This is a genomic window from Paraburkholderia sp. HP33-1 (assembly GCF_021390595.1).
Taxonomy (GTDB): Bacteria; Pseudomonadota; Gammaproteobacteria; order Burkholderiales; family Burkholderiaceae; genus Paraburkholderia.
The window spans coordinates 1,559,168-1,583,974 of record NZ_JAJEJR010000001.1 but is presented as its reverse complement, the minus strand read 5'-3'; the positions used below and the strand labels follow the sequence as shown (position 1 = coordinate 1,583,974).

Here is a 24,807-nt window from a genome sequence, read left to right as displayed (position 1 = left end):
AACGTCCGCATTGACGCCGTCGCTCCGGCATCGAAGAATCATGGCCGATAAAGTACCGTCGCCGCTACCCCCTCCCCACGACGATCCAACCATGACCGATGTTCCCTTCGTCCTCGCCGACGGCATCGTGAGACGCGATGCCGAGCGCGGCCAGACGCTGTTGCAGCCGACCACCTTCGCACTGCGCGCCGGCGAGCGCGTTGCGATTACCGGAGCGTCCGGCTCCGGCAAAAGCGTGTTTCTGCGCGCGCTCGCGCTGCTCGATCCGATCGATGCGGGGCGTATTCTGTGGCATGGCGCGCCAGTCGAGCGCGCGGCGATTCCGCGCTACCGGCGCAACGTGGCGTATATCCGGCAGCGGCCCGCGCTGATCGACGGCAGCGTCGAAGACAACCTGCGCTATCCGTTCGAGTTGCGCGCGTATCGCGACGTGCGCTTCGATCGCGCTCGGGCGGCCGCGCTTGCCGTACGAGCCGGCCGCAGCGAGGATTTTCTCGACAAGCGCGCAAGCGAGCTGTCAGGCGGCGAAGCGCAGATCGCCGCGCTGATCCGTGTGCTGCAACTCGCGCCCGAAGTGCTGTTGCTCGACGAACCGACCGCGTCGCTCGACCCGGCGTCGTCGCGCGCGATCGAAGCGCTCGTGCAGGCGTGGTTCGATGCCGCGCCGGGACGTCACGCGTCGATGTGGGTGTCGCACGATCTGGAGCAGGCGGTCCGCATGAGCGAACGGCATCTGACGATGCGCGCCGGCGTCCTCGGCGAAGACCTTCCCGTGCACGGCGACGCACAACACCGCGCTCCTGCCGACCTGCCTCGGGAGCCCCGCCCATGACCCTGCAGAATCTAAGCTTGTGGGACGTCGCGATCGCGACGCTGCTGATCGTCGTGAATGGTGCAGTGTCGGTCGCGCTGAAGCTCGATCTGGAGCGCAAGCTCGCATGGGCGGCGGTGCGCACCGTCGTCCAGCTACTCGCGATCGGCTATGTGCTCGGCTGGGTGTTCCGTTTCGATCGCTGGTACATCGTGCTGCCGCTGATGATCGTGATGACGCTGATCGCCGGTTTCGCCGGCGCGCAGCGCGGCAGCCGCACCTATGCCGGGCAACGCGCCGACAGCGTGCTGTCGATCTGGGTCAGCTCATGGCTCGTTGCAGCGGTGGGACTGTTCGTCGTGATCCGCATTCATCCGTGGTACGCGCCGCAATATGCGATCCCGATTCTCGGCATGATCCTCGGCAACACGCTGACCGGTGTGTCGCTTGGCATCGAGAGGATGATCGAGGAGCTGACCGCGCGGCGCGACCGCGTCGACATGGCGCTCGCTCTCGGTGCGACGCGCTGGGAGGCCGCGCAGGCGCCGGCCCGCCAGGCGGTGCGTGCGGGCATGATGCCGACGTTGAACCAGATGGCGGTGGTCGGCGTCGTGAGTCTGCCCGGCATGATGACCGGTCAGGTGCTGGCCGGACAGTCGCCATTGCAGGCGGTGCGCTATCAGATCGTCATCATGTTTCTGATCGCGGCGGCGTCGGCGCTGGGGACCGTGGGCGCGGTGCTGCTCACGTACCGGCGGCTCTTTTCGGCCGGGCACCAGTTCTTGCCGGCGCGACTGGTCGAGCGCGCGGCGCGTAAAGGATGAGGATGACGCGCTAGCGCATGCTACGGGTCGAGGACGCGGCCATCCCCCTGCCCGCTCTTCTTCAACGCTTCGCGGTGACCGCCACCTCGGTGCCGTCGCTCAGCGTCAGCGTTTTCGTCGTGCCATTGACCGGCATCGTGAAACGCACGATCTGGCTCATGCGCACATCGTTCGGACACTTGAGCGTCTTGCCGCCGCTCGTCACGGTTTTTACGCCATGCGGCGTCTGCGCCTGGAAGCTCAACTGCACGGTCGCGGTGCCGTCTTTCGACACCACCGGCGCGAAGCGGATCTGCGTCTGACGGATCATCGCGCCATTCGCGTCGACCGGCAGGGACGAATAGTCCGGGCACTCATCCGTGCCGGGCACCGGACCGCCGGGCGGCACGGTCTTCCAGGTGAAGTCGTCCGATTCGCCCGAGCGGATCGTGCGGGTTTCCTGGGAATTGCCGAACTGTTTCGACGTGACGCGAACGGTGTAGCGAATCGGACCGTCCAGCGGGGCCTGGTTGGTCACCGTGATCGGCGTGGCTGCGCGAGCAGCCGGCACGAGCGCGCAGGCGAGAGTAGCGACAACGGACACGGCGGAGAGTTTGAAGCGCAAGCTCATACTGTCACCTCGTTGTTGTGCCGCTGCGCGCTCGCGTCGGTGCGACTGCCTGTGCACTGTTCGCGCACGGCCCAGGTGAGCCCGGCTCATACCGGCTTGCCTCGCCGCAAGACACGCAACCGTTTTGGCATGCTGCGTCGTCAGTCTAACGCCAAGCGCGATGCCGCGCGTGTCCTGTCGGCTCCGGTGTTAACCCGCTTGCGGGCACGCGCTTTCTGCGCGTCGATTTCATCTCAAAACCCTGTCAGCACCAGCTTACCGAGCGCGTGCAGTTCGGCGATCCGCCGTATTGGGACCGGGAGCCGGATTGAGCGGGCGGGCGCGTAGCAATCGCGTACGCGCGCCAAGTATGCACGGTGAATTCGCGACTGAATTCAGCCATCCGGACGATCGATTACGGCGTCTCACCCAGACGTTTTTTCATTGCCGCAGTGATGCGCTGACGCGTCTTTGCATAGTCCGCCCACGGGTCGCTTTCGAGGCCGTCCACGCGCTCGCGCACGTTGCGGATGTTCCATTGATCGCCGCTCGTCGTCCTCTCGAGCTCATTCCACGCTAGCGGCACCGACACGCCGAGCCCTGGCCGCGCGCGCGCCGAGAATGCCGCCACCGTACTCGCACCGCGAGCGTTGCGCAGATAGTCGATGAAAATCTTCTTCTTGCGATTCTGCGCGCCCATCTTCGCGCTGAAGTACTGTGGCAGCGTCGCCGCCATATGCTGCGCGACCGCCTGCGAGAATTCCTTCACTTCGTCCCAACCGGCCTGCTTCGCGAGCGGCACGATCACGTGCAAGCCCTTGCCGCCGCTCGTCTTGCAGAACGACTTGAGGCCCAGTTCGTCGAGCAGCGAGCGCGTCAATTGCGCGGCCTCGATCATGCGCTCCCAGCCGAGCGACGGGTCCGGGTCGAGATCGAACACGACGCGGTCGGGCTTTTCGATGTTCGACGCAATCGCATTCCACGTATGAAATTCGACGGTGCCCATCTGCGCGGCGCCGACCAGCGCGGCGAGCGTGTCGATCGTGATCAGCGGCGGATGGCCCGGATCGAGTCCCTCATGCTGCGCGACGTGCGCGATCGCCCGCTTCTGGCTGTGCTTCTGGAAGAACAGCTCGCCGCCGATACCCTCGGGCGCGCGCACCAGAGCAACGGGCCGCTCGCGCAGATGCGGCAGCATCCATCCGGCAATGGATTCGTAGTACCGCACGAGGTCGAGCTTGCTCGCGCCGCTGCTTTTGTCGATCACGCGATCGGGATGCGAGATGCGCACTCCGGCGATTTCGCTCTGCGCGCGCTTGCTTGGCGCGCTTTTTCGCGGCGCATCGTCGGAAGCGGGTTCGGTTTGCCGTTGCACGTCGGCTCCTTGTCGGGCGGGTTCCCTGACATCAGGCGCAGCAGCAAGCGTGCCACGGGTTTAGGGGCATTATTATTCGAGGCCGCGTCAAGGCTCGAGCAGGACCGGCACCGCCGCAAACCCGCGAAACCGCACGCGCCCGCCGCGCGTCGGCTCGCCATCGAGGCGATACGCGGGGAAGCGCTGCCCGAAGCGGCCGATCGCAATCCGCGGCTCGAGCCGCGCCAGCGACAGGCCCGCGCACTGGTGAAGGGGGTCTTGTTGTGTACCGCCGCCTACGACGGCGCGGCGCACAGAACCGATACAATAGCGGGATTTTCCGCGCGTCACGCGCCTCTCTTTTCCCGCGTCACTGGTCGTCCATGAACCTCGTCATTCAAAGCGTCGCCCCCCTTTCCGCCGACCACCACAAAACGATCGTCGCGCTCTCGCGCGGCTCGCACGCCGCCGCCATCGACGCGAACGCCATTCGCATCGCCGACGCGAACGTCGCGCAACGCGCCGACGTCGAAGCGTATTGCTACACGCATCAACTCGATTACGCGTTCATCGAAGCCCGCCGGCAGTTGCGCGACTTTGGCCTCGTCGCGATGGACATGGATTCGACGCTGATCACGATCGAGTGCATCGACGAAATCGCTGATTTCTGCGGGCTGAAAGCCGAAGTCGCGGCGATCACCGAGGCTGCAATGCGCGGCGAGATCAAGGACTTCAACGAAAGCCTGACGCGTCGCGTCGCGCTGCTAAAGGGACTCGACGCCAGAGCGCTCGAGCGCGTGTACGAGGAGCGGCTGCAGTTGTCGCCGGGCGCCGAACGGATGCTCGCCGGAGCGAAACAGGCGGGCCTGAAAACGCTGCTCGTCTCGGGAGGTTTTACGTTCTTCACCGAGAAGCTGAAGGCGCGCCTCGGCCTCGATTTCACGCGTGCGAACACGCTTGAAATTGTCGACGGCAAGCTGACCGGCAATGTAATCGGGGAGATCGTCAATGCGGACGTGAAAGCGCGGACGCTGCGCGAGACCTGCGCGACGCTCGGCATCGAGCCGTCGCGCGCGATTGCGATGGGCGACGGCTCGAACGACCTGAAGATGATGGCCGCAGCAGGACTCTCGGTCGCATTCCGCGCGAAACCGGTAGTGCGCGAAGCAGCCAGCGTGTCGTTCAATTTCGTTGGACTGGACGGCTTGCTGCGGTTGTTTTGAGGCTGGGGACTTGAGGGATTCGTTATCGCGCCGGTACCACGACCGCCGCGATAGCGAACCGCGCGAATTGCGACGTTATCTGTTGAAAATGCCGGGCAGGAGCATGGCGAGCATGCCAACAGAAATCAGAATATTGAAGATCAACACGCCCTTCATGATGCGGTCGTGATTTTTGCCTATTTCCAAAGACAGGATAAATTGTTTCATAAGCTCCTCCACAAGACAGGACCAGTATAAGAGCTGCACTATCGCAAAAAGAGCTAATTCAGGTGGATGTGCAAAGCCGCGGATAGAATCGCCGCGATGCAAATCGAGAAAATCGACGTGGCTATCACCCCACGCGAGAACCTGCCGACCACGAACCCGGTCTGCCTGTCGCCGAAATCGGCACCCAAGCCTTCCTGCCACCCCTTGAGCAAGCCTGCCATCACGGCTATGGAACAGGCGAATGCCAGCCCGCAAAACCCGACAATCCCAAGTGCAAGCATCGGCGTCTCGCGACTGCCCTGCTCCAACGCCGTCACTGCCTCATAAATCGCGGCAGCGCACAGTCCAATCGCACACCAGAACAATTGCCCGTCTTTCACCGACGACGCAATCATCGCCCTGGCAACGCGCCGACCATACGCCGGCGCGACCATCGCGAGCGTAAAGATCGGCCCGGCAATCGGCACTGCGAGATTCAGCAACATCCAGAAGAAAAGATTCATCGAAGTTCCGCGCAAACCGCGACGTTGGTCGGAATAGACACCATCGTAGCGTCGCGACGCGGCATCGAATATTCGGCCAATTGGTTAGGCTTGCTTGATACAGGGAGCGACAAAAAAGCCCGCCGGGAACCCATCCCGGCGGGCTTCTCGAACCACGGGGCCAAACAGCGCCAGCGCGCGTTAAGCGAGCGTCGCCAGGCTCTGTTCGATATCCGCGCGCAGATCTGCCTCGTCCTCGAGACCAATATAGAAGCGCACCAGCGTGCCCCGGTGCGGCCACTGTGCCGCGGTGCGCATCGACCCGATGTGATACGGCATCGCGAGGCTATGTGCGCCGCCCCAGCTCCAGCCGAGCGAAAAAAGTTCGAGCGATTCGCAGAAGGTGTCGATCTGCGAATCGCTGTAACGTTCGTCGAACACGACCGAAAACAGGCCGCCCGCGCCGGTGAAATCGCGCTTGTACACGTCGTGCCCCGGGCAGTCGGCGAGCGCCGGATGCAACACCGCGGTGATTTCCGGCCGGCTCTTCAACCACGTCGCGAGCGACAGCGCCGCACGGTCGTGCTGCGCGAAACGCAGCTGCATGCTCGGCAGGCTGCGCAGGATCAGCGAGCAGTCGTCCGAAGACACGCCGATGCCCATGCGCATGCGCGCCGCCTTCAGCTTCACATGGACTTCGCGGTCGACCGTAATCGTCGCGCCCATCAGCACGTCGCCGCCGCCCGACTGGTATTTGGTCAGCGCCTGCACCGAGATGTCGACGCCGTGCTCGAACGGCCGGAACGCGAGGCCCGCGGACCACGTGTTGTCGATCGCGGTGACGACCTTGCGCGCGCGCGCCGCCGCCGTGATGGCCGGTACGTCGGGCACTTCCATCGTCACCGAGCCGGGCGCCTCGATCCAGATCAGGCGCGTGTTCGGCCGGATCAGACCGGCGATGCCCGCGCCGATCAGCGGATCGTAGTAGCGCGCCGTGATGCCGAAATCGCGCGCGAGCCAGTCGCCGAGCTCGCGGTTCGGCGAGTAGACGTTATCGGGGATCAGCACGTCGTCGCCGGCCTTTACAAGGCCGAAGTAGACGTTCGAGATCGACGACAGACCCGATGGCTGCAGCAGCGCGTGATTGCCGCCCTCGATCGCGGCGAGGCGCTGCGCGAGCGCGATCTGCGTCGGCGTCGCATGCAGGCCGTAGCGCCATTGCGCGTCGTTCTTCCAGTCGAGCGCGCGCATCGCGGCGAGATCGGGGAACACCACCGTCGACGCGCGCGTGACCGGCGTTGAGAACGATTCGAAGCCCGGCGTGATCTGGTCCTTGGCGTGCACGATGCGGGTTTGCAGACCGCGTTTGAGTTTGGATTCAGTCATGTGAAGCTCGATGAAAAACACACGGAAGCGCGACCGACACAATACCCGCGCCGCGCGATTCCGGATGCCCGGCGCGCGGATCCATCAGTCGCCGGTTTGCAGGTTGCTGACGCCGCCCACCGGATGTCCGCCGGCAGCGGGCGCCGCTGCGGGCGCCGCTGCGGGCGCCGCTGCGGGCGACGCAGCCGCGCCGTTGGCCGCATCCGGTTGCGGTGCCGGGGTTGCAGCTTTCGCCGCCGCAGCGCCGGCCGAACCGGCCGCCAGCGGCTTCAGGTTGAACTCCTGAGGGTTCGAATCGTCGACGTTCATCCGCTCGCCTTCGAGCGAGCCGTCCGCCGCGAACTTGCCGACCCAGTTGCCGGTGATATGCGTGCCGTCGTTCGATTCCTCGACTTCGAGCGTATCGCCGACGCGATCGCCGGCGATCAGGATCACCTCGCCGGTATCGGTGTACTGATACTCGCCGTGCACGCCGGACGGATCATCGGTCTTGGGGCCAAGCCGCAGCACGATCGGCCGCGTGCCGAGCGTGCCCGCATAGCGCGGAAACTTCGCGAACTCGGCGCTCGGTTTCAGCGGCAACTGGATCGGCGGCGGCGCCGCCAGTTGCGTGACCGCATCGCTTTCGGCCCATGCCTGCGGCGGCGTCCACAGTACCGTGCCGGCGCACAGCAGCGCGGCAGCGCTCGCCACCACGCCGGCGCGCCGGCGCAACTCGCGCGCTGCCGAACCCTTCGTCACTTTCGCTTCCTGCATCCTGTCCATCCTTGTTACTGGTTCCTGCTTGCTACGCATGCCGCGCGTGGCCGCCGGCCGCGATCAGAGACGCTCGAACACTGCCGCGATGCCTTGGCCGCCACCGATGCACATCGTGACGAGCGCATAGCGCCCGCCGATGCGCTGCAGTTCGTACAGCGCCTTCACGGTAATCAGCGCCCCGGTCGCGCCGATCGGATGGCCGAGTGAAATGCCCGAGCCATTCGGATTGACCTTGGCCGGATCGAAGCCGAGCTCCTTGCTGACCGCGCAGGCCTGCGCGGCGAACGCCTCGTTGGCCTCGATGACGTCGAGATCGGCAACCGTGAGACCGGCCCGCTCGAGCGCCTTGCGGCTCGCCGGCACCGGCCCGATGCCCATGTACGCCGGATCGACGCCGGCATGCGCGTAGGACACGAGCCGCGCCAACGGCTTCACGCCGCGCCGCTCGGCGACGCCGCGTTCCATCAGCACGACGGCCGCGGCGGCGTCGTTGATGCCCGACGCGTTGCCCGCCGTCACCGTGCCGTTCTCCTTCACGAACACCGGCTTGAGCTTCGAGAAGTCTTCCGCTGTTGCGTTCAGCCGCGCGTGCTCGTCCGTATCGAACACGACGTCGCCCTTCTTTGACGGAATCGTGATCGGTAGAATCTGTTCCTTGAAGTAGCCGCTCGTGATCGCGTGCGCCGCGCGGCGATGCGATTCGAGCGCGAGCGCGTCCTGCGCGTCGCGTGAGATCTCGTACTTGCGCGCGACGTTCTCGGCGGTCACGCCCATGTGGATCGACTGGAACGGATCGTTGAGCGCACCGACCATCATGTCGACGAGACGCGCGTCGCCCATGCGCTGACCGAAGCGCGCGGCAGGCATCGAGTAAGGCGCGCGGCTCATGTTTTCCGCACCGCCGCCGATCGCGATATCGGCATCGCCGAGCAGCACGCTCTGAGCCGCCGAAACGATGGCCTGCAAGCCCGAGCCGCATAGCCGGTTGACGGTCAGCGCGGGCGTATGCTGCGCGACCCCGCCGTTGATCGCCGCGACGCGGGCGAGATACATGTCCTTCGGCTCGGTGTGCACGACGTTGCCAAACACGACGTGCCCGACTTCGTCGCCCGATACGCTCGCGCGCTCGAGCACTTCGCGCACGACGCGCGCGCCGAGATCGGTCGGCGCGAAATCCTTCAGGCTGCCGCCGAACGTGCCGATTGCCGTGCGCACACCGCTTACCACCACTACGTCCCGTTGCATCGCTTGCCCCTCCTGTTGTCTCTCCAGTTTGCCTGGATGATTACGCCAGCGCGGGCCACGTTGCGCCGCGCGCGGCTCACGTGATAGCTAGCCCGCCAGCAGTCGCTCGACTGTCTCGCGCGACGGAATCGGCGCGACCGCGCCATAGCCTTGCGTCGACAGCGCTGCGGCGACGTTCGCGTAACGCGCGGCAGCAAATGGATCGTCGCCCGCGACGATGCGCGCGATAAATGCGCCGCCAAAGCAGTCGCCGGCGCCGGTCGCATCGACCGCATCGACGGCGTGGCCCGGCACGACTCGCCGCTCGTTCGGCGTGGCGATATACGAGCCATCCTTGCCGAGCTTCAGCGCGACCACGCTCGGCCCATGCGACAGCAGAAAGTCGACGATCTCGTCGCGGCCGGTCAGCCCCGTCAGTTCGGTCACGTCATCCCAGCTCGGCAGGCAGATGTCGGTCTGGCGGATCGCCTCGAGCATTACCGCGCGCGCCCGCGCAAGCGGCCACAGCTTCAGGCGCAGATTGGTGTCGAAGCTCACGCGCACGCCGTTCACGCGCGCATGCGCGATCGTCTCGAGCGCGGCGTCGCAGGCGCTCACGCTGATCGCGAGACTGATGCCCGACAGATGGACGACCTTCGCCGCCGCGAGCGCGTCGCGCGGCAGATCGGCCGGCGCATAGCGGCTCGCCGCCGAGCCCGCGCGCAGATAGTCGAACGCGTGGCCGCTCGCGCCGTGGGACACGAAATAGACGCCGGTCGATGCTTGCGGATCGATGCGCACGAACGACGTATCGACGCGCTCGCGCTCCCACAGATCGACGAGCAGGCGTCCGAAGTGATCGGCGCCGACTGCTGAGACGAAGCCGGTCTTCGCACCCTGGCGCGCGGCCGCGATGCAGAAGTTCGACGTGTCGCCGCCGAAGCCTTGCAGATAGTTAGGCTGATCCTTCGCCGACTGGTTGAATTCGATCATCGCCTCGCCGAGCGCGAGGATTTCCGGTGTTTGACCTTCATGCCGCGCAGCCGCGTTGACCGTCATCGCCTAGACCTCGCCCCACAGATCGTGGCCGTCCGCGCCGGTGATCTTCACGGACACGAAATCGCCGACCTTGTAGCGCTTCGACGCCTTGGTGGCCGGCGCGATATAGACGACGCCGTCGATCTCGGGCGCATCCGCCGCGGTGCGACCGATGCCGCCATCCGCGTTGATTTCGTCGACCAGCACCTTCAGCGTCTTGCCGACCTTCTTCGCGATGCGCTTGGCCGACACCTGCTCGGCCACTTCCATGAAGCGCGCGCGACGCTCCTCACGCACCTCGTCAGGCAACGCGCCGTCGAGTTCGTTGGCGCTCGCGCCTTCGACCGGCGAATAGGCAAAGCAGCCGACGCGATCGAGCTCCGCCTCGCGGATGAAATCGAGCAGCGTTTCGAACTGCTCTTCGGTCTCGCCCGGGAAGCCGGCGATGAACGTGCTGCGGATCGTCAGATCCGGGCAGATCTCGCGCCACGCCTTCACGCGCTCCATCACCTTCTCGGCGTTGGCCGGGCGCTTCATGCGCTTGAGCACTTCCGGATGCGCGTGCTGGAACGGCACATCGAGATACGGCAACACGTGGCCCTTGTATGGACCCTCGGCCATCATCGGAATCACTTCGTCGACGCTCGGGTACGGATACACGTAATGCAGACGCACCCATGCGCCGTATTGCGCCGCGAGTTCGCCGAGCGCGCCGACCAGATCCGTCATGCGCGTCTTGATCGGCTTGCCGTTCCAGAAACCGGTGCGGTATTTGACGTCGACGCCGTAGGCGCTCGTGTCCTGCGAAATCACGAGCAGTTCCTTCACGCCGGACTTGAACAGGTTCTCCGCTTCGAGCATGACTTCGGCGACCGGGCGCGAGACGAGATCGCCGCGCATCGACGGGATGATGCAGAACGTGCAGCGGTGATTGCAGCCCTCGGAAATCTTCAGGTACGCGTAGTGGCGCGGCGTGAGCTTGACGCCCGCAGCGGGCACCAGATCGATGAACGGATCGTGCGGCTTGGGCAGATGGTTGTGCACCGCCTGCATCACCTCGCCGACCGCGTGCGGGCCGGTCACGGCGAGCACTTTCGGATGCACTTCCTCGATCAGCCCCGTGCCGCTCGCGCTCTTCTTCGCGCCGAGGCAACCGGTGACGATCACCTTGCCGTTTTCGCTGAGTGCTTCGCCGATCGCGTCGAGGCTTTCCTGTACGGCTTCGTCGATGAAACCGCAGGTGTTGACGACAACGAGGTCCGCGCCGTCATAGGTGCCGGAAATTTCGTAGCCTTCGGCGCGCAGCTGGGTGATGATCTGCTCGGAGTCGACGAGGGCCTTGGGGCAGCCGAGGGAAACGAAGCCGACTTTGGGCGTGGCGCCCGGCGCGGCCGGAGCGTTCGAGGGGGTGGAAGACATGAGGAACCGCTTGAAGACGTTAAACCCTGAATTGTAGCGGTTCGCCACCGCTACCGCTCGTAAGTCTTTGAATTCTAGTCTTCAAACGGGGATGGGCTCGACCGGATCGGGTTGATCCAGCTCGCAATTTTCGTCGCCGAAAACGTCCTGACGCGACGGCGCCGACGCGCCCCCGGCCGCCAGCGCCTGGCCGATTACCGTAAGAATTTCGTCAGAGTCCTGCACGCGACGGATCGCCGCGTGCAGTTCGGCCGCTTGCGGCCAGGTGCGCTGCAGGTAGCTCAGCCATTTCTTGACGCGGCCATGCTCGTGGCTCAGCGTGCCGCGCGCCCGCAGCTTGTTCATGTAGCCGACGATCGAACGCAACACCCGCTGCCATTCGTCGGCCGACGGACACGGGTCCATGAGCCCGCGGATCCGCTGCGCGAGGAACGGGTCCGACACGGCGCCACGCCCGATCATCACGTCCGAGCAGCCGCTGATCGAGCGGCAGCGCTCCCAGTCCGCCACGGTCCAGACCTCGCCGTTCGCGATGACGGGCACGTCGACGGCGTCGTCGATGCGCGCGATCCACTCCCAGTGGGCAGGCGGCCGGTAGCGGTCGTCACGCGTGCGCGCATGCACGACGAGCGAGGCCGCACCACCGTCCGCGAGCGCCTGCGCGCATTCGATCGCCCGCGACGTGTCGGACACGCCGAGGCGCATTTTTGCCGTCACGGCGACATTGGCCGGCACCGCGGCGCGTACGGCCGACACGATCCGGTTCAGCAGCTGCGGGTTCGCGAGCAGCATCGCGCCGCCGCCATGCTGATTGACGACTTTGGCAGGACAGCCGAAGTTCAGGTCGATACCGTAGGGCGACAGCGTGGCCGCATGCGCGGCATTGCGCGCCATCCATGCGGGATCACTTCCGAGCAGCTGGATCACCATCGGCGTGCCGCTGGCAGTCACGCTCGCGTGCAGGATTTCGGGCGCCTCGCGCTCGTAGACACGCGTCGGCAGCAGCGAGCCTGTGATACGGATGAATTCGGACACGCAGCCGTCGAAAGCGCCCGCGCTCGTCAGCACGTCGCGCAGCACATAGTCCGCAAGCCCTTCCATCGGGGCGAGAAACAGCCGGCTCATAAGGATGTGGGTGAACGGCGGGTCAGCGGAGATTGATACGTGCAGCCGACGCTGACACGATCAGGGGGACGATCGGAAACATAGGGTGGGTCCAGCGGAAGGAAAACGGGAACGGCACAAGCAGCCCGCCATTGTAGCGCGTCGACGGCTACTCACTCACGCGAACCCGCGCCGCCAGATTGGCAACGTGGCTCAATGGAAACGATACGCAGCCGACGAGTCCCTGGCGCAGCCAGTACTCAAGTCGCGGGATCCTGCTGCAACGATGAAGGTCGGCTTCGCGTGCGCTGGCTTCCCCGAAAAAAGCCCTCGTCAACCCGAGCTGACCCCGCCGCCACTCATTGCGTCACTTCTTCTCCGGCTCCGGATTCCCCTGCGGCGTAGCCGGCGCATTGCTCGCGTTGCTCGCATTGACTGCGCCGCCCGGCGTGAACGGGAACGTGGCGAACATCGTCTTCGCCTGGTTCTGCATCTGTTCCTGCATCTGCACGAACATGTTCTTCGATTGCTCGATGTAGCTGGTCATCATGCCCTGCATCATCGGCGCCTGCATGTTCATGAACTGCGACCAGACTTCGGGGTTCATCGCCTTGCCTTCATAGAGATTCTTCGACTGGTCGGCGAGCTTCGCCTGAATGTCGATGAAGGCCTGGATGTTCTTTTCCAGATACGTACCCATCATGCCCTGCATCGCATGACCGTAGAACCGGATGATCTGCGACAGCATCGACGACGAGAACATCGGCAGGCCGCCGCTCTCCTCTTCGAGAATGATCTGCAGCAGGATCGAGCGCGTCAGGTCCTCGTTGCTTTTGGCATCGATCACCTTGAAATCTTCCTGATCGAGCACGAGTTGCTTTACATCGGTCAGCGTGATGTAGGTGCTCGTCTCGGTGTCGTAGAGCCGACGATTCGGATATTTCTTGATCAGTCGTTCGGCCGTTTTCTTTGTAGTAGTAGTCATGTAACGCCTTTAAGCTCGAGTTTAGCAAACGCGGAAACGGCGTCCGGGCTGCGCAATCGGACCATTGCCCAGCCGGGACGCCGGCGAAACGATCTGAGCCGAAGCGCACCGCCTTGCGGGCCGGCGCGCCGATGGCTCAGCCCATATGCAAGCCGCCGTTCAGCGAAAAATCAGCGCCGGTGGCAAAACCCGATTCTTCCGATGCGAGCCACGCCACGATCGAGCCGATTTCGTCCGGCTGACCGAGGCGGCGCACCGGAATCGTCGCGACGATTTTTTCCAGCACGTCCGGGCGGATCGCCTTGACCATGTCGGTACCGATGTACCCCGGCGACACGGTGTTGACCGTCACGCCCTTGGTCGCGACTTCCTGCGCGAGCGACATCGTAAAGCCGTGAATGCCGGCCTTCGCGGTCGAGTAGTTGGTCTGGCCGAACTGGCCTTTCTGGCCGTTCACCGACGAAATGTTGATCACGCGGCCAAAGCCACGCTCCACCATGCCGTCGATCACCTGCTTGGTGACGTTGAAGAGGCTGGTCAGGTTGGTGTCGATCACCGCCGTCCAGTCTTCGTGCGTCATCTTGCGGAACACGACATCGCGCGTGATACCGGCATTGTTGACCAGCACGTCGATCTCGCCGACTTCGGCTTTGACCTTGTCGAATGCGGCCTTGGTCGATTCCCAGTCGCCGACGTTGCCCTCGGAGGCGACGAAATCGTAGCCGAGTGCTTTCTGCTCGTCGAGCCACTTCGCACGGCGCGGCGAATTCGGGCCGCAGCCTGCGACCACCCTGAAGCCCTCTTTGTGCAGACGCTGGCAGATGCTGGTGCCGATGCCGCCCATGCCGCCCGTTACGTACGCAATTCGCTGTGTCATAAACCACACTCCGTTATCGTTGTCGAGGCGCCTGCCGGCGGCCTCGTGCCTCGCCTGATGCTGGTTCGCGCTGCCGCCGGGCGACCGACTGGCAATGTGCACGGCCGGCGCGCGTCACCTGTTGCCGCGCGGCCAGATGCCTCCTGCCGGCAAGAGGCCGCGCGCGAACGGTCGCGAATGCGCGCGGCCTACCCAGCGTACTTTAAATGCGCTCGACCGCGAGCGCGACACCCATACCGCCGCCGATACACAGCGACGCCAGCCCCTTCTTCGCATCGCGCTTCTGCATTTCGTGCAGTAGCGTGACCAGAATCCGGCAACCGGACGCGCCGATCGGGTGGCCGATCGCAATCGCGCCGCCGTTCACGTTGATCTTCGACGTATCCCAGCCCATCTGCTTGTGGACGGCTAGCGCCTGCGCGGCAAACGCTTCGTTGATTTCCATCAGGTCGAGGTCGGCCGGCGTCCAGCCCGCGCGCTCGAGGCAGCGGCGCGAAGCCGGCACCGGGCCCATGCCCATCACCTTCGGATCGACGCCCGCGTTCGCGTACGCCTTGATGCGCGCGAGCGGCGTGAGGCCGAGCGCTTCCGCCTTCTTCAGCGACATCACGAGTACCGCCGCCGCGCCGTCGTTCAGACCCGATGCGTTCGCCGCCGTGACCGTGCCTTCCTTCGAGAACGCCGGCTTCAGGCCCGCCAGCGATTCAGCGGTCACGCCATGTCGTACGAATTCGTCGGTAACGAAGCGCAGCGGTTCGCCCTTGCGCTGCGGAATCTCGACCGGCACGATTTCGTCATTGAAGCGCCCTGCCTTCTGCGCGGCTTCCGCCTTGTTCTGCGACAGCGCCGCGAATGCATCCTGCTGCTCGCGCGTGATGCCGTATTCCTTCGCGACGTTCTCAGCCGTCACGCCCATGTGGTACTGGTTGTAGACGTCCCACAGGCCGTCGACGATCATCGAGTCGATCAGCTTCGCGTCGCCCATGCGGAAACCGTCGCGCGAACCAGGCAGCACGTGCGGCGCGGCACTCATGTTTTCCTGGCCGCCTGCCACGACGATGTCCGCGTCACCGGCGATGATCGCGTTGGCCGCGAGCATCACGGCCTTCAGACCGGAGCCGCAAACCTTGTTGATCGTCATGCCCGGCACGGCCGACGGCAAGCCCGCCTTGATCAGCGCCTGACGCGCGGGGTTCTGACCGGAGCCCGCCGTCAGCACCTGGCCCAGGATCACTTCGCTCACCTGTTCCGGCTTCACGCCTGCCCGTTCGAGTACGGCGCGCACCGCTATCGCGCCAAGTTCAGGTGCGGCAACCTTGGCCAGCGACCCACCAAATTTGCCCACTGCAGTACGAGCGGCCGATACGATCACAACATCAGTCATTTCCATATCCTCAGGGCACCTCGGCCAACCGCACCGCAGCCCGTTACGTTAAAAATTGCGTCGCAACTTGCGTTGCTCACACGCCTTCATCAACCAGACGCTCATTCACCTGTCATACATCTATACACCGGCCGACCGCGTGCGATAGGCAACGCCAGAACGACCGTCGGACACGCGCGTCGAGCCTGTATATGAAACCTTACTCCCTTTGCCGCACGTAGCGGCCAGGCGCCGGCTCGATGACCGGGAATTCGTCGGAGCCGGGCGTGGCGCGCGGCTTCACTTTCTTGCCGCCGTACTGATCGAGCCACTCGGTCCATTCGGGCCACCAGCTGCCGGGTACTTCGGTCGCCGCGTCGAACCATTCGTCCGCGGATTCGGGCAGCGTCTTCGCATCGGTATCGAGCTTCCAGAAGTTGCGCTTTTTCTTCGCGGGCGGATTGATCACACCGGCGATATGGCCCGACGCCCCAAGCACGAACTTCAGCGGCCCGGTGAGCAGCGGTACCGACGCATACGCGGTTTGCCACGGCACGATATGGTCTTCGCGTGAACCGTAGATGAAGGTCGGCACGTCGATCTTCGACAGATCGATCGGCTCGCCGCAGGTGGTGAGCGCACCCGGCACGCGCAGCTTGTTCTCGAGATACGTGTTGCGCAGATACCAGACGTACATCGGTCCCGGCACACTGGTCGAGTCGCTATTCCAGTACAGCAGGTCGAACGGCACCGGCGTGCGGCCCTTCAGGTAATTGTCGACGACGTAGTTCCACACGAGGTCGTTCGGGCGCAGGAACGAGAACGTGTTCGCGAATTCGATGCCACGCATCAGTCCGGGCGGCGCACCGTTCTTGCCGCCGATGGTCTGCTCGCGCATCTGCACGTGCGCCTCGTCGACGAACACGTCGAGCACGCCCGTGTCGGAGAAGTCGAGCATCGCGGTGAGCAGCGTCATCGACGCGGCCGGATGTTCGCCGCGCGCCGCCGCCACCGCCAGCGCGGTGGCGAGCAACGTGCCGCCGATGCAGAAGCCCAGCGTGTTGATCTGCTCGCGGCCGCTGATTTTGCTGACGGTGTCGATCGCAGTGAGCACGCCCTCGCCGATGTAGTCGTCCCACGTCTTGTGCGCGACCGACTGATCCGCATTGCGCCACGAAATCAGGAACACCTGGTGGCCCGAATCGAGCCCGTGCGCGACGAGCGAGTTCTCGGGCTGCAGGTCGAGAATGTAGAACTTGTTGATACACGGCGGCACGATCAGGAGCGGCCGTTCGCGCACGGTCGGCGTGCGCGGCTTGTACTGGATCAGTTGCAGCAGATCGTTCTCGAACACGACAGAGCCCTCGGTGTTCGCGAGGTTCTCGCCGACCGCGAAACGCGATTCGTCGGTTTGAGAAATCTTGCCGCGCTGCATGTCGCCGAGCAGGTTCATCACGCCCTGGCGCAGGCTCTCGCCCTTGCTGTCGAGCAGCGTTTTCTGCGCTTCGGGATTCAATGCGAAGAAGTTGCTCGGCGAGGCCGCCGCGGTCCACTGCTGAACCGCGAAGCGGATGCGCTCGCGCATTTTCGGCTCGGTGTCGAGCGCGTCGACCATCTGCTGCAGATAGCGCGCGTTCAGCAGATACCATGCGGCGGTGAACGCATAGACCGGCGCCTCGCTCCAGGCGTCCGCGCTGAAGCGCCGGTCCTTGAGTGCGGGCGGCTTGATCGCCGACATGGTGGCCTGCTGGATCAGTTCCATCGCCTCGCGCGAATAGTCGGTCTGCAGCTTCTGCAAACGCTCCGGCGGAATCGCGGCGGTGGGAATGCTCAGCCCCGGCAACGACGGCAACGCGCCAACGGCCAGCTTGCTGAAATCGGGCATGCCGGGAAACGCCGGCATTTGCGGAAAGCCCGCCGCCATCTGCGCAAGGTCTGGCATCTGCGGCATTGAGGGCACCTGGAACGACGTGCCGTTGGGTGGCACGCCGAACGAACGCCATGCGTTCATCCAGGCGTCGAGAAATTGCTGCATGCCTGCGGTTGACGATGCACCGCTCATACCGGCCTGCCGCGTGTGCTCCTTCGAGGAGTCCGTGCTAGGGGAAGCTGAGGAATGAGATGCTGCCATGCCTGCTTTTGACCGGAAAGTCCTTACGGACGGGTTGAGAGGCAGGTTCGTGCGCACGTAGCGATTGCTCGCGACCTCGTCACGCCCTGTCCCAGGTACGACGTGGAGCTCGGGAGGAACATTCTTGCTCCCCATCACAAGGCATGTCAATGCTTGTTCCCGATTTTGCCGCAGTGCGATAGTTTTTTAATTATCGTTTTCCCTGTATGGCAAATCGCACTTTTGCGAGTCAAATGAATCGCGCTACGAGCAAATCAAAAAACTCCCACCGTGCATGGCATTTAAGCCTGTTTATTTGTGCGCGCCGCCACGTTGCCGGCGGCCGATTCGCGCTATCGGCGGGTATTCCGGCAGTGCAACAAAAAATAGGCGTGAAGGCCGCGGAACAGGTGTTCAACGACACCTCCGCAGTGGCGTTCGACAATCACGAACCCGCGCGTATTCACCCGAAATAAAACCACCGTTCGATTTTAAACGTATGACGAGACGCTCTCGCGCGCCCTGCCAAATTAATCGGCAATGGTTTGCGCCTGATTGTCGATCCAGATCAATGCGGCCATGCGGCCAGTTTCGCGGTCGCGTCGATAGGAATAAAACCGCTCGCGCAGCGCGACCGTGCATAGATCACCGCCGCTGACTCGCGTGAGGCCGAGCCGTTGCAGGCGCAGGCGCGCGAGCGCCGGCAGATCGGCCAGATATTTGCCGGCATTCTCCGGATGCGTGACGAATGCGTTCGAGGTCGCCTCGCGTTGCGCGCCGTCGACGCCAGTCATGAACGCGTCACGCACGTCTGGGCCGACTTCGAATGCGCTGGGCCCGATCGAAGGTCCGAGGTACGCGTGCAGTTCGCTCGCCTGCACGCCCGCCAGCGCGGCGACACGCGCGGCGGTCTGCTCGACGATGCCCGCCGCGAGCCCGCGCCAGCCCGCATGCGCGGCGCCGACCGCGCGTCCCGCTTCATCGCACAACAGCACCGGCATGCAATCAGCGACCATCACGATGCACGCGATGCCCGCGTGATCGGTGACGCTTGCGTCGGCGCGCGCCGGCGCGCCGTGCTCGCGCGCGTACGCGAGCGCGTCCTCGGCGCGCACGATACCGGCGCCGTGGATCTGTTCGAGCCAGGCGGCCTCGCGAACACCGGCGAGCGCGAGGAGCCGTGCGCGATTGCTCGCGACGGCGGCGGGGTCGTCGCCGGTTTTCATGCCCAGATTGAGACCGCCAGGCTGATCAGCGCCGTCGCGCCAGCGCCCGAACGGCGCGTCGCTGACGCCGCCGTCGCGCGTGGTGACGAGCGCACGCACGCGCGGCGACACGTTCCACGCGGGCTGCACGACATCGGCAAAACCCAGCTCCGGCAAGTTCGTGTTCATGCTTGATCGTCCTCGTCATGGTCGTCGTGATCGCCGCCTTCATCGTACGCGGCGTCGTCGAACGATGCATCGTAGTCCTCATCCTCGTCATACGCGTCGTCGAACTCGACCGTATCGTCGCGACCCAGACCGAGCGCCGCCGACAACGCCTCGATATCGGCCGGCACGTCGGCGCGCCACTGCATCGAGCGGCCGGTCTTCGGATGGATCAGCCCGAGCCGCCACGCATGCAGCGCCTGGCGCGCGAAACCGTCCGGCAGCGGCGTGACCGAGCGCTTGCCGCGCGCGCGTCCGTACACGGGGTCTCCGAGCAGCGGATGGCCGATATGCGCGCAATGGACGCGAATCTGATGCGTACGCCCCGTCTCCAGATCGCAATGAATCGCCGTGACCGGCTGGCGTTGCCAGATCGCCGAGCTCACGCGCCTGAAGTGGGTACGCGCCGGCTTGCCGGCCGCCCCCGTCACCACGGCCATGCGCGTGCGCTCGCGCGGATCGCGCCCGATCGGCGCGTCGATCGTGCCTTCATCGGGCATGTTGCCCCACACGAGCGCGAGATAGCGGCGCTTCACCGTGCGCGCCTGCAACTGGCGCACGAGGTCGGTCTGCGCCTCGAGCGTGCGCGCGACCACCATCAGCCCCGACGTTTCCTTGTCGAGCCGGTGCACGATGCCCGCGCGCGGCAGACCGGCCGCCGCCGCGCCATAGCGGTACAGCAGACCGTTCAGCACGGTGCCGCTCCAGTTGCCGGCGGCCGGATGCACGACCATGCCGGCCGGCTTGTTGATGACGACGAGCGTGTCGTCCTCGTAGACGATGTCGAGCGGTACCGGTTCGGGCGTGAAGGCGAGCTGCTCGGGCAGCAGATCGGGCTCGAGTTCGATGGTGGCTCCGAGCGGCACCGGCTGGCGGATCTTCGCCGGCTTGCCGTCGACGCGCACCCGCTCGGCCTCGATCCAGCTTTGCAGACGGCTGCGCGAGAACTCCGGGAATACCTTTGCGACCACCTTGTCGAGGCGCTCGCCGGCCAATTCGTCGGGCACGACGACGCGGCGCGGCGCTTCGTCGGCCGCGCGACCGGGCACGGCTGCCGCCGCGACCGCGGCCCCTTGCGGACTGCTTGCGGCGAGCGCGTCGCCGGCGAAATCGTCGTCGAGGGAATCGACGCCCAACGCGTCGGCGGGGTCGGCGCTTACGCTATAATCTTTGTTGCTATTCCCGGCGCCTGCGGTGCCTGGAGTATTTGAGCGGGTCATTGAGTCTGGGTCACCTGGACGTAAAGCTAGACTGGAAAATGCGAGCCTTGAACACCATCACTGAAGCGGCGATCAATTTGGCGGCCATCAAGAAGGCGGCCCGGAAAGTGGCCGGATACGTTGCGTGCGCTGCAGCCGTCGTCGCTGTTGCGGCTTGCCACGGCCTGCCGGAAAAGACCGACGAAACGGCCACGTGGGCCAACAACAAATTATATACGGAGGCGAACGACGCCCTGACCGGTGGTGACTGGGGCAAGTGCGCGAAGTATTTCGAGCTGCTCGAGGGCCGCGACCCGTTCGGCCACTTCGCCCAGCAGGCGCAGATCAACGTCGCGTACTGCAACTGGAAAGACAACGAAAACGCCGCCGCCGACCAGGCCATCGACCGCTTCATCCAGCTGCACCCGGATCACCCGGACATCGCCTACGCGTACTACCTGAAGGGCATGATCCACTTCAACGACGACCTCGGTCTGTTCGGCCGCTTCTCAGGCCAGGACATGAGCGAGCGCGATCCGAAGTCCCTGCGCGAGTCGTATGACGCGTTCAAGGTCGTGGTGGACCGCTTCCCGAACAGCAAGTACGCGCCGGACGCCGCACAGCGCATGCGCTACATCGTCAACGCGCTGGCGTCGCACGAAGTCCACGCGGCGGACTACTACTACCGCCGCGGCGCCTATGTCGCCGCGATCAACCGCGCGCAGCTCGCATTGCGCGAATACAAGAACGCGCCGGCCATCGAAGACGCGCTGCACATCATGATCCTGTCGTACGAGAAGCTGAACAACCAGCAACTCGCCGACGACACGCGTCGCGTGCTGGCCGGCACTTTCCCCGACAGCCCGTACGTCACCGGCCGCGCACGGCCCGGCACGCAGAAGTCCTGGTGGCAGTTCTGACGCCCCACTTGCCGACGGCACACTGACCGTCGTCTGAAAGCAAAAACGCCACGACCTCGGTCGTGGCGTTTTCTTTTATGCGCGCCCCGAGACTCAGTCGCGCTCGAACAGCGCAATCGATTCCACGTGCGAGGTATGCGGAAACATGTTGACGACGCCCGCACCCACCAGCCGATAGCCGGCCTCGTGCACGAGCAGGCCGGCATCGCGCGCAAGCGTGGCCGGCGCGCATGACACGTAGACGATGCGCTTCGGCAGCGGCCCGTTGCCGCTCTGCGCGATCTCGGCGAGCGCCTTCGCGATCGCGAGTGCGCCTTCGCGCGGCGGGTCGACCAGAAACTTGTCGAAGTGACCGAGCGCGCGCAGGTCGTCGGCGGTGACTTCGAACAGGTTGCGGCTCTCGAACGACGTATGCCCCGCGACGCCGTTCAGCTCCGCGTTCGCGAGCGCGCGCTGGGTCAGCACTTCGCTGCCCTCGATGCCGACCACTTCCCGCGAGATTCGCGCGAGCGGCAGCGTGAAGTTGCCGATCCCGCAGAACAGGTCGAGCACGCGGTCGGTGCGCGCCGGCGCGAGCAGGCGCAACGCGCGGCTCACCAGCACGCGATTGATGGCGTGATTGACCTGCGTGAAATCGGTCGGCTTGAACGGCATGCGGATGCCGTATTCGGGCAGCGTGTAGTCGAGCTGCACGTCGAGCGGATAAAGCGGCGTGACCGTGTCGGGACCACCCGGCTGGATCCAGAACTGCACCTTGTGCTCGTCGGCGAACTCGCGCAGCACCTGCTCGTCCTCAGCCGTCAGCGGTTCGAGGTTGCGCACGACGAGCGCCGTGACCGACGAGCCGACCGCAAGCTCCAGCTGCGGCATGCGGTCGTAGATCGACAGCTTGCGGACCATGAAGCGCAGCGGCATCAGCATCGCCGACACATGCGGCGGCAGCACCTCGCAGGTCTTCATGTCGGCGATGTAGCTGCTCTTCTTCTCGTGAAAGCCGATGCGCATGCCGCCGCGCTCCGGCAGATAGCGCACCGCGAGCCGCGCGCGATAGCGATAACCCCAGGACGGCCCGTGAATCGGCCGAAACACCGTTTCAGGGCGCAGCTTCGCCAGATGCTGCAGGTTGTCCTCGAGCACGCGCTGCTTGACCGCCACCTGCGCGCGCATGTCGAGATGCTGCATCGAGCAGCCGCCGCAAGTGTTGAAGTACGTGCATTTCGGTGTCGTGCGAATGACGCTTTCGCGGAACACCTGGACGACTTCGGCCTGCTCGAATTTCGGCTTGCTGCGATGCGTCGCGTAGCTGACGCGCTCGCCCGGCAGCGCGCCTTCGACGAACACGACCTTGCCTGGCGTTCCGTCTTCGCTCTCGATGCGGCCTACGCCGCGCGCTTCCATGTCGAGCGAAACGATTTCGATGACCGGCTCGTTGCCGGTAATGACGGGCGCCGCCGCCGGGGCGTGCGCCTTCGCATGTTTCGATGAGCGCCGCGGCGAGCGACGTTGGGGGGCAGTTCGGGACACCTGCGGACTTCCTGACAAGCTGTGGGGAAAAGGCGAGATTGTAGACGAAGCGTCGGGCTTGCCTGCGATGCGGTGCGGACCGCGCCCAGGCCCTGCTCGCGCGAGCTTACTGCTCGAACGCGGCCAGATACTCGGCCCACTGCGGCGCGGTTTCCAGCGCCAGCGCGTTCTTCACAAGATTGATTTCATCAGCATACTCCGACGGCGAAAAGCCGCCGCGCATCAGCTGGAAGCGGCAATACAGCAGGTACGTATTGACGACGTCGGTCTCGCAGTAGTTGCGGATTTCCTCGATGCGCCCTTGCTGGAACGCCTGCCACACCTGGCTGCCGTCCATGCCCATCTTGCCCGGAAAGCCGCACATTTTCGCGAGTGCGTCGAGCGGCGCGTTCGCGCGCGCCTGGTACATCGCGAGCACGTCCATCAGGTCTGTGTGACGCGCGTGGTAGCGGCTGATGTAGTTGTTCCACTTGAAGTCGCGGTCGTCCTCGCCGAGATCCCAGAACCGGTAGGCGGGAATGCCGTTGACGAGCGCGCGATAGTTGAGCACCGGCAGATCGAAACCGCCGCCGTTCCACGACACGAGCTGCGGCGTGTACTTTTCGATCACGCGATAGAACGACTGCACGAGCGTCGCCTCGCCGTCCTCGGGCGTGCCGAGCGAGCGCACGCGAAAACCGTTGTTGTCGCGGAACACGCAGGAGATCGCCGCAACCCGTTGCAGGTGATGCGGCAGAAAATCGCTGCCGGTTTTCTCGCGGCGCGCGGCGAACGCGTGCTCCGCGACTTCGGCGTCGCTCATCGACGCGGGCAGATCTTCAAGACGGCGGATGCCGGCGACATCGGGAATCGTCTCGATGTCGAAAACAAGAATCGGTGTCATTAGTTCAGAGAACGGCGTCTTTGCGGACACCGTTTGAGGCGAAGAAGCGCTTCAGTCGCACCAGCGCTTCCTGTTGGATCTGGCGCACACGCTCGCGCGTGAGGCCCATTTCGTCTGCCAGCTCCTCGAGCGTGGCGGGCTCGATATGATTCAGACCGAAGCGCCGCTCGATTACGTGGCGGTGCTTGTCCGACAAACGCGCGAGCCACGCGCGCGTCAGCGTTTCGAGCTCGCGATGCTGCACCTCGGCGTCGGGCGACTGGCTCTGGTCGTCGGACAGCAGATCAAGCAGGCTGCTCGCCGGATCGAGGTCGAGCGGTGCATCGAGCGACGCGGTGTGCTCGTTCAGCGCGAGGATGTCGGTGACTTCGTCGGTGGTCTTGCCGGTCAGGTAGGCGATGTCGTCGATGCTCGCGTCGCGCCGCTCGGCCGCCTCGCCGGAGTTCATCGAGTTCTTTTCCAGATGGCGCTTCGCGCGCAACACCTGGTTGAGCTCACGAATCACATGCACGGGTAATCGCACGGTGCGCGCCTGGTTCATGATCGCGCGCTCGATGCTCTGGCGGATCCACCACGTCGCGTAGGTCGAAAAACGGAAGCCGCGCGTCGGATCGAATTTTTCGATCGCGTGCATGAGGCCGAGGTTGCCCTCCTCGATCAGATCGAGCAGCGGCACGCCGCGATTCAGATAACCCTTGGCAATGCTGACGACCAGCCGCAGATTGCGCTCGATCATCACCTGCCGCGCTTCGAACTCGCCGGCCTTGGCAAGGCGCGAATATTTCTGCTCTTCCTCGACGGTGAGCAGCGGCTTCACGCTTATGCGGTTCAGATAATGCTGGATTGTGTCGGCCGTGAGTTCGGCCTGCAGCAGAGCGCGGAAATCGTCAGCGTCGGGCACTGCGTCGGCGGTGCCTTCGCGCGCGTCAGCGCCCTCGCTGTCGTCGAGGCCGCTCTGACGTTCGTCGAGATCGCGCTCCTCGACGACCTCCTCTTCCACTTCCGAAGCACCGCTTTCGTCGACCGCTGCGGCGGACGTGACTTCGCTGATCTTCTCAGACTCGGCTTGCGGCGGGCGGCGCTTCGATTTCGGCAT

At 64.8% G+C, this 24,807-nt stretch carries 23 protein-coding genes and 2 pseudogenes; 5 read left to right on the top strand and 20 right to left on the bottom strand.

Annotated elements, in window-relative coordinates; all coding sequences use genetic code 11:
• Window positions 1-91 precede the first annotated feature (91 nt).
• Both L0U81_RS07205 and L0U81_RS07200 read left to right on the top strand, forming a co-directional pair.
• Window positions 92-832 (top strand): ABC transporter ATP-binding protein, encoded by a 741-nt coding sequence (locus tag L0U81_RS07205; protein WP_233801216.1) that lies wholly within the window; start codon window positions 92-94, stop codon window positions 830-832.
• Window positions 829-1,635 (top strand): ABC transporter permease, encoded by an 807-nt coding sequence (locus L0U81_RS07200; protein ID WP_233801214.1) that lies wholly within the window; start codon window positions 829-831, stop codon window positions 1,633-1,635. Before L0U81_RS07205 ends, L0U81_RS07200 begins: the two co-directional genes overlap by 4 nt.
• A gap of 61 nt (window positions 1,636-1,696) precedes the next feature.
• On the opposite strand, the gene L0U81_RS07195 is transcribed toward L0U81_RS07200, so the two are convergent.
• The 3 genes and pseudogenes from L0U81_RS07195 to L0U81_RS07185 all read right to left on the bottom strand — a co-directional run.
• Window positions 1,697-2,245: a DUF6013 family protein gene (locus L0U81_RS07195; RefSeq protein ID WP_233801212.1), complete on the bottom strand. Its 549-nt coding sequence runs from the start codon at window positions 2,243-2,245 to the stop codon at window positions 1,697-1,699.
• Between the two features lie 394 nt (window positions 2,246-2,639).
• Window positions 2,640-3,629, bottom strand: a pseudogene (gene ligD / locus L0U81_RS07190) (DNA ligase D); the annotation flags it as partial.
• Window positions 3,630-3,686: 57 nt separating this feature from the next.
• A pseudogene (locus L0U81_RS07185) lies at window positions 3,687-3,851 on the bottom strand (cytochrome P450); the annotation flags it as partial.
• A 110-nt stretch (window positions 3,852-3,961) separates the two neighbouring features.
• Here L0U81_RS07185 and serB point away from each other — a divergent pair.
• Complete coding sequence (serB, locus tag L0U81_RS07180) at window positions 3,962-4,801, top strand: phosphoserine phosphatase SerB (protein WP_233801210.1); 840 nt, start codon at window positions 3,962-3,964, stop codon at window positions 4,799-4,801.
• Between the two features lie 75 nt (window positions 4,802-4,876).
• On the opposite strand, the gene L0U81_RS33510 is transcribed toward serB, so the two are convergent.
• The 12 genes from L0U81_RS33510 to phaC form a co-directional block, all read right to left on the bottom strand.
• Window positions 4,877-5,008, bottom strand: a complete 132-nt coding sequence (locus L0U81_RS33510) for a hypothetical protein (protein ID WP_267956602.1) — start codon at window positions 5,006-5,008, stop codon at window positions 4,877-4,879.
• Between the two features lie 53 nt (window positions 5,009-5,061).
• A complete protein-coding gene (locus tag L0U81_RS07175) occupies window positions 5,062-5,511 on the bottom strand; it encodes a hypothetical protein (protein WP_233801208.1) in 450 nt (149 codons plus the stop codon).
• Window positions 5,512-5,691: 180 nt separating this feature from the next.
• The gene (locus L0U81_RS07170; protein ID WP_233801206.1) at window positions 5,692-6,876 is read right to left on the bottom strand and encodes a cystathionine beta-lyase; all 1,185 of its coding nucleotides are present in this window, start codon (window positions 6,874-6,876) and stop codon (window positions 5,692-5,694) included.
• An 84-nt stretch (window positions 6,877-6,960) separates the two neighbouring features.
• Window positions 6,961-7,632, bottom strand: coding sequence for a hypothetical protein (locus L0U81_RS07165; RefSeq protein ID WP_233801204.1), 672 nt, complete (start codon window positions 7,630-7,632; stop codon window positions 6,961-6,963).
• A gap of 63 nt (window positions 7,633-7,695) precedes the next feature.
• Window positions 7,696-8,880 (bottom strand): beta-ketothiolase BktB, encoded by a 1,185-nt coding sequence (gene bktB, locus L0U81_RS07160; RefSeq protein WP_233801202.1) that lies wholly within the window; start codon window positions 8,878-8,880, stop codon window positions 7,696-7,698.
• A gap of 87 nt (window positions 8,881-8,967) precedes the next feature.
• A complete protein-coding gene (locus tag L0U81_RS07155) occupies window positions 8,968-9,918 on the bottom strand; it encodes a sugar kinase (protein WP_233801200.1) in 951 nt (316 codons plus the stop codon).
• A 3-nt stretch (window positions 9,919-9,921) separates the two neighbouring features.
• Window positions 9,922-11,316 carry a 30S ribosomal protein S12 methylthiotransferase RimO gene (rimO, locus tag L0U81_RS07150; RefSeq protein WP_233801198.1) on the bottom strand — a complete coding sequence of 465 codons (1,395 nt, stop codon included), beginning with the start codon at window positions 11,314-11,316 and terminating at the stop codon, window positions 9,922-9,924.
• A gap of 81 nt (window positions 11,317-11,397) precedes the next feature.
• Window positions 11,398-12,441, bottom strand: coding sequence for a tRNA dihydrouridine synthase (locus tag L0U81_RS07145; protein ID WP_233801196.1), 1,044 nt, complete (start codon window positions 12,439-12,441; stop codon window positions 11,398-11,400).
• Window positions 12,442-12,787: 346 nt separating this feature from the next.
• Window positions 12,788-13,405, bottom strand: a complete 618-nt coding sequence (phaR, locus tag L0U81_RS07140; protein WP_018432058.1) for a polyhydroxyalkanoate synthesis repressor PhaR — start codon at window positions 13,403-13,405, stop codon at window positions 12,788-12,790.
• A gap of 136 nt (window positions 13,406-13,541) precedes the next feature.
• Window positions 13,542-14,282 (bottom strand): 3-ketoacyl-ACP reductase, encoded by a 741-nt coding sequence (locus L0U81_RS07135; RefSeq protein WP_233801194.1) that lies wholly within the window; start codon window positions 14,280-14,282, stop codon window positions 13,542-13,544.
• 202 nt (window positions 14,283-14,484) lie between these two features.
• Window positions 14,485-15,666 carry an acetyl-CoA C-acetyltransferase gene (locus tag L0U81_RS07130; protein WP_233801192.1) on the bottom strand — a complete coding sequence of 394 codons (1,182 nt, stop codon included), beginning with the start codon at window positions 15,664-15,666 and terminating at the stop codon, window positions 14,485-14,487.
• Window positions 15,667-15,865: 199 nt separating this feature from the next.
• Window positions 15,866-17,680 (bottom strand): class I poly(R)-hydroxyalkanoic acid synthase, encoded by a 1,815-nt coding sequence (gene phaC / locus L0U81_RS07125; RefSeq protein ID WP_233801190.1) that lies wholly within the window; start codon window positions 17,678-17,680, stop codon window positions 15,866-15,868.
• A 329-nt stretch (window positions 17,681-18,009) separates the two neighbouring features.
• Here phaC and L0U81_RS07120 point away from each other — a divergent pair, with 329 nt between their 5' ends.
• On the top strand, window positions 18,010-18,231 hold the full coding sequence (locus L0U81_RS07120) for a hypothetical protein (RefSeq protein ID WP_233801188.1): 222 nt from the start codon (window positions 18,010-18,012) through the stop codon (window positions 18,229-18,231).
• Window positions 18,232-18,285: 54 nt separating this feature from the next.
• Here the strand turns inward: L0U81_RS07120 and pgeF are convergent, their stop codons facing one another.
• Window positions 18,286-19,149: a peptidoglycan editing factor PgeF gene (pgeF, locus tag L0U81_RS07115; RefSeq protein WP_233801186.1), complete on the bottom strand. Its 864-nt coding sequence runs from the start codon at window positions 19,147-19,149 to the stop codon at window positions 18,286-18,288.
• On the bottom strand, window positions 19,146-20,405 hold the full coding sequence (locus tag L0U81_RS07110) for an RluA family pseudouridine synthase (protein ID WP_233801184.1): 1,260 nt from the start codon (window positions 20,403-20,405) through the stop codon (window positions 19,146-19,148). Before L0U81_RS07110 ends, pgeF begins: the two co-directional genes overlap by 4 nt.
• A gap of 38 nt (window positions 20,406-20,443) precedes the next feature.
• On the opposite strand from L0U81_RS07110, the gene L0U81_RS07105 reads away from it, so the two are divergent.
• Window positions 20,444-21,304, top strand: coding sequence for an outer membrane protein assembly factor BamD (locus L0U81_RS07105; protein ID WP_233801182.1), 861 nt, complete (start codon window positions 20,444-20,446; stop codon window positions 21,302-21,304).
• A gap of 93 nt (window positions 21,305-21,397) precedes the next feature.
• Here L0U81_RS07105 and rlmD read toward each other — a convergent pair whose 3' ends face one another.
• The 3 genes from rlmD to rpoS form a co-directional block, all read right to left on the bottom strand.
• Entirely contained in the window at window positions 21,398-22,828 is a 1,431-nt protein-coding gene (gene rlmD / locus L0U81_RS07100; RefSeq protein ID WP_233801180.1) for a 23S rRNA (uracil(1939)-C(5))-methyltransferase RlmD, read from the bottom strand.
• A gap of 106 nt (window positions 22,829-22,934) precedes the next feature.
• On the bottom strand, window positions 22,935-23,711 hold the full coding sequence (locus tag L0U81_RS07095; protein ID WP_062129378.1) for a 3'-5' exonuclease: 777 nt from the start codon (window positions 23,709-23,711) through the stop codon (window positions 22,935-22,937).
• Window positions 23,712-23,715: 4 nt separating this feature from the next.
• Window positions 23,716-24,807, bottom strand: a complete 1,092-nt coding sequence (rpoS, locus tag L0U81_RS07090) for an RNA polymerase sigma factor RpoS (protein ID WP_233801178.1) — start codon at window positions 24,805-24,807, stop codon at window positions 23,716-23,718.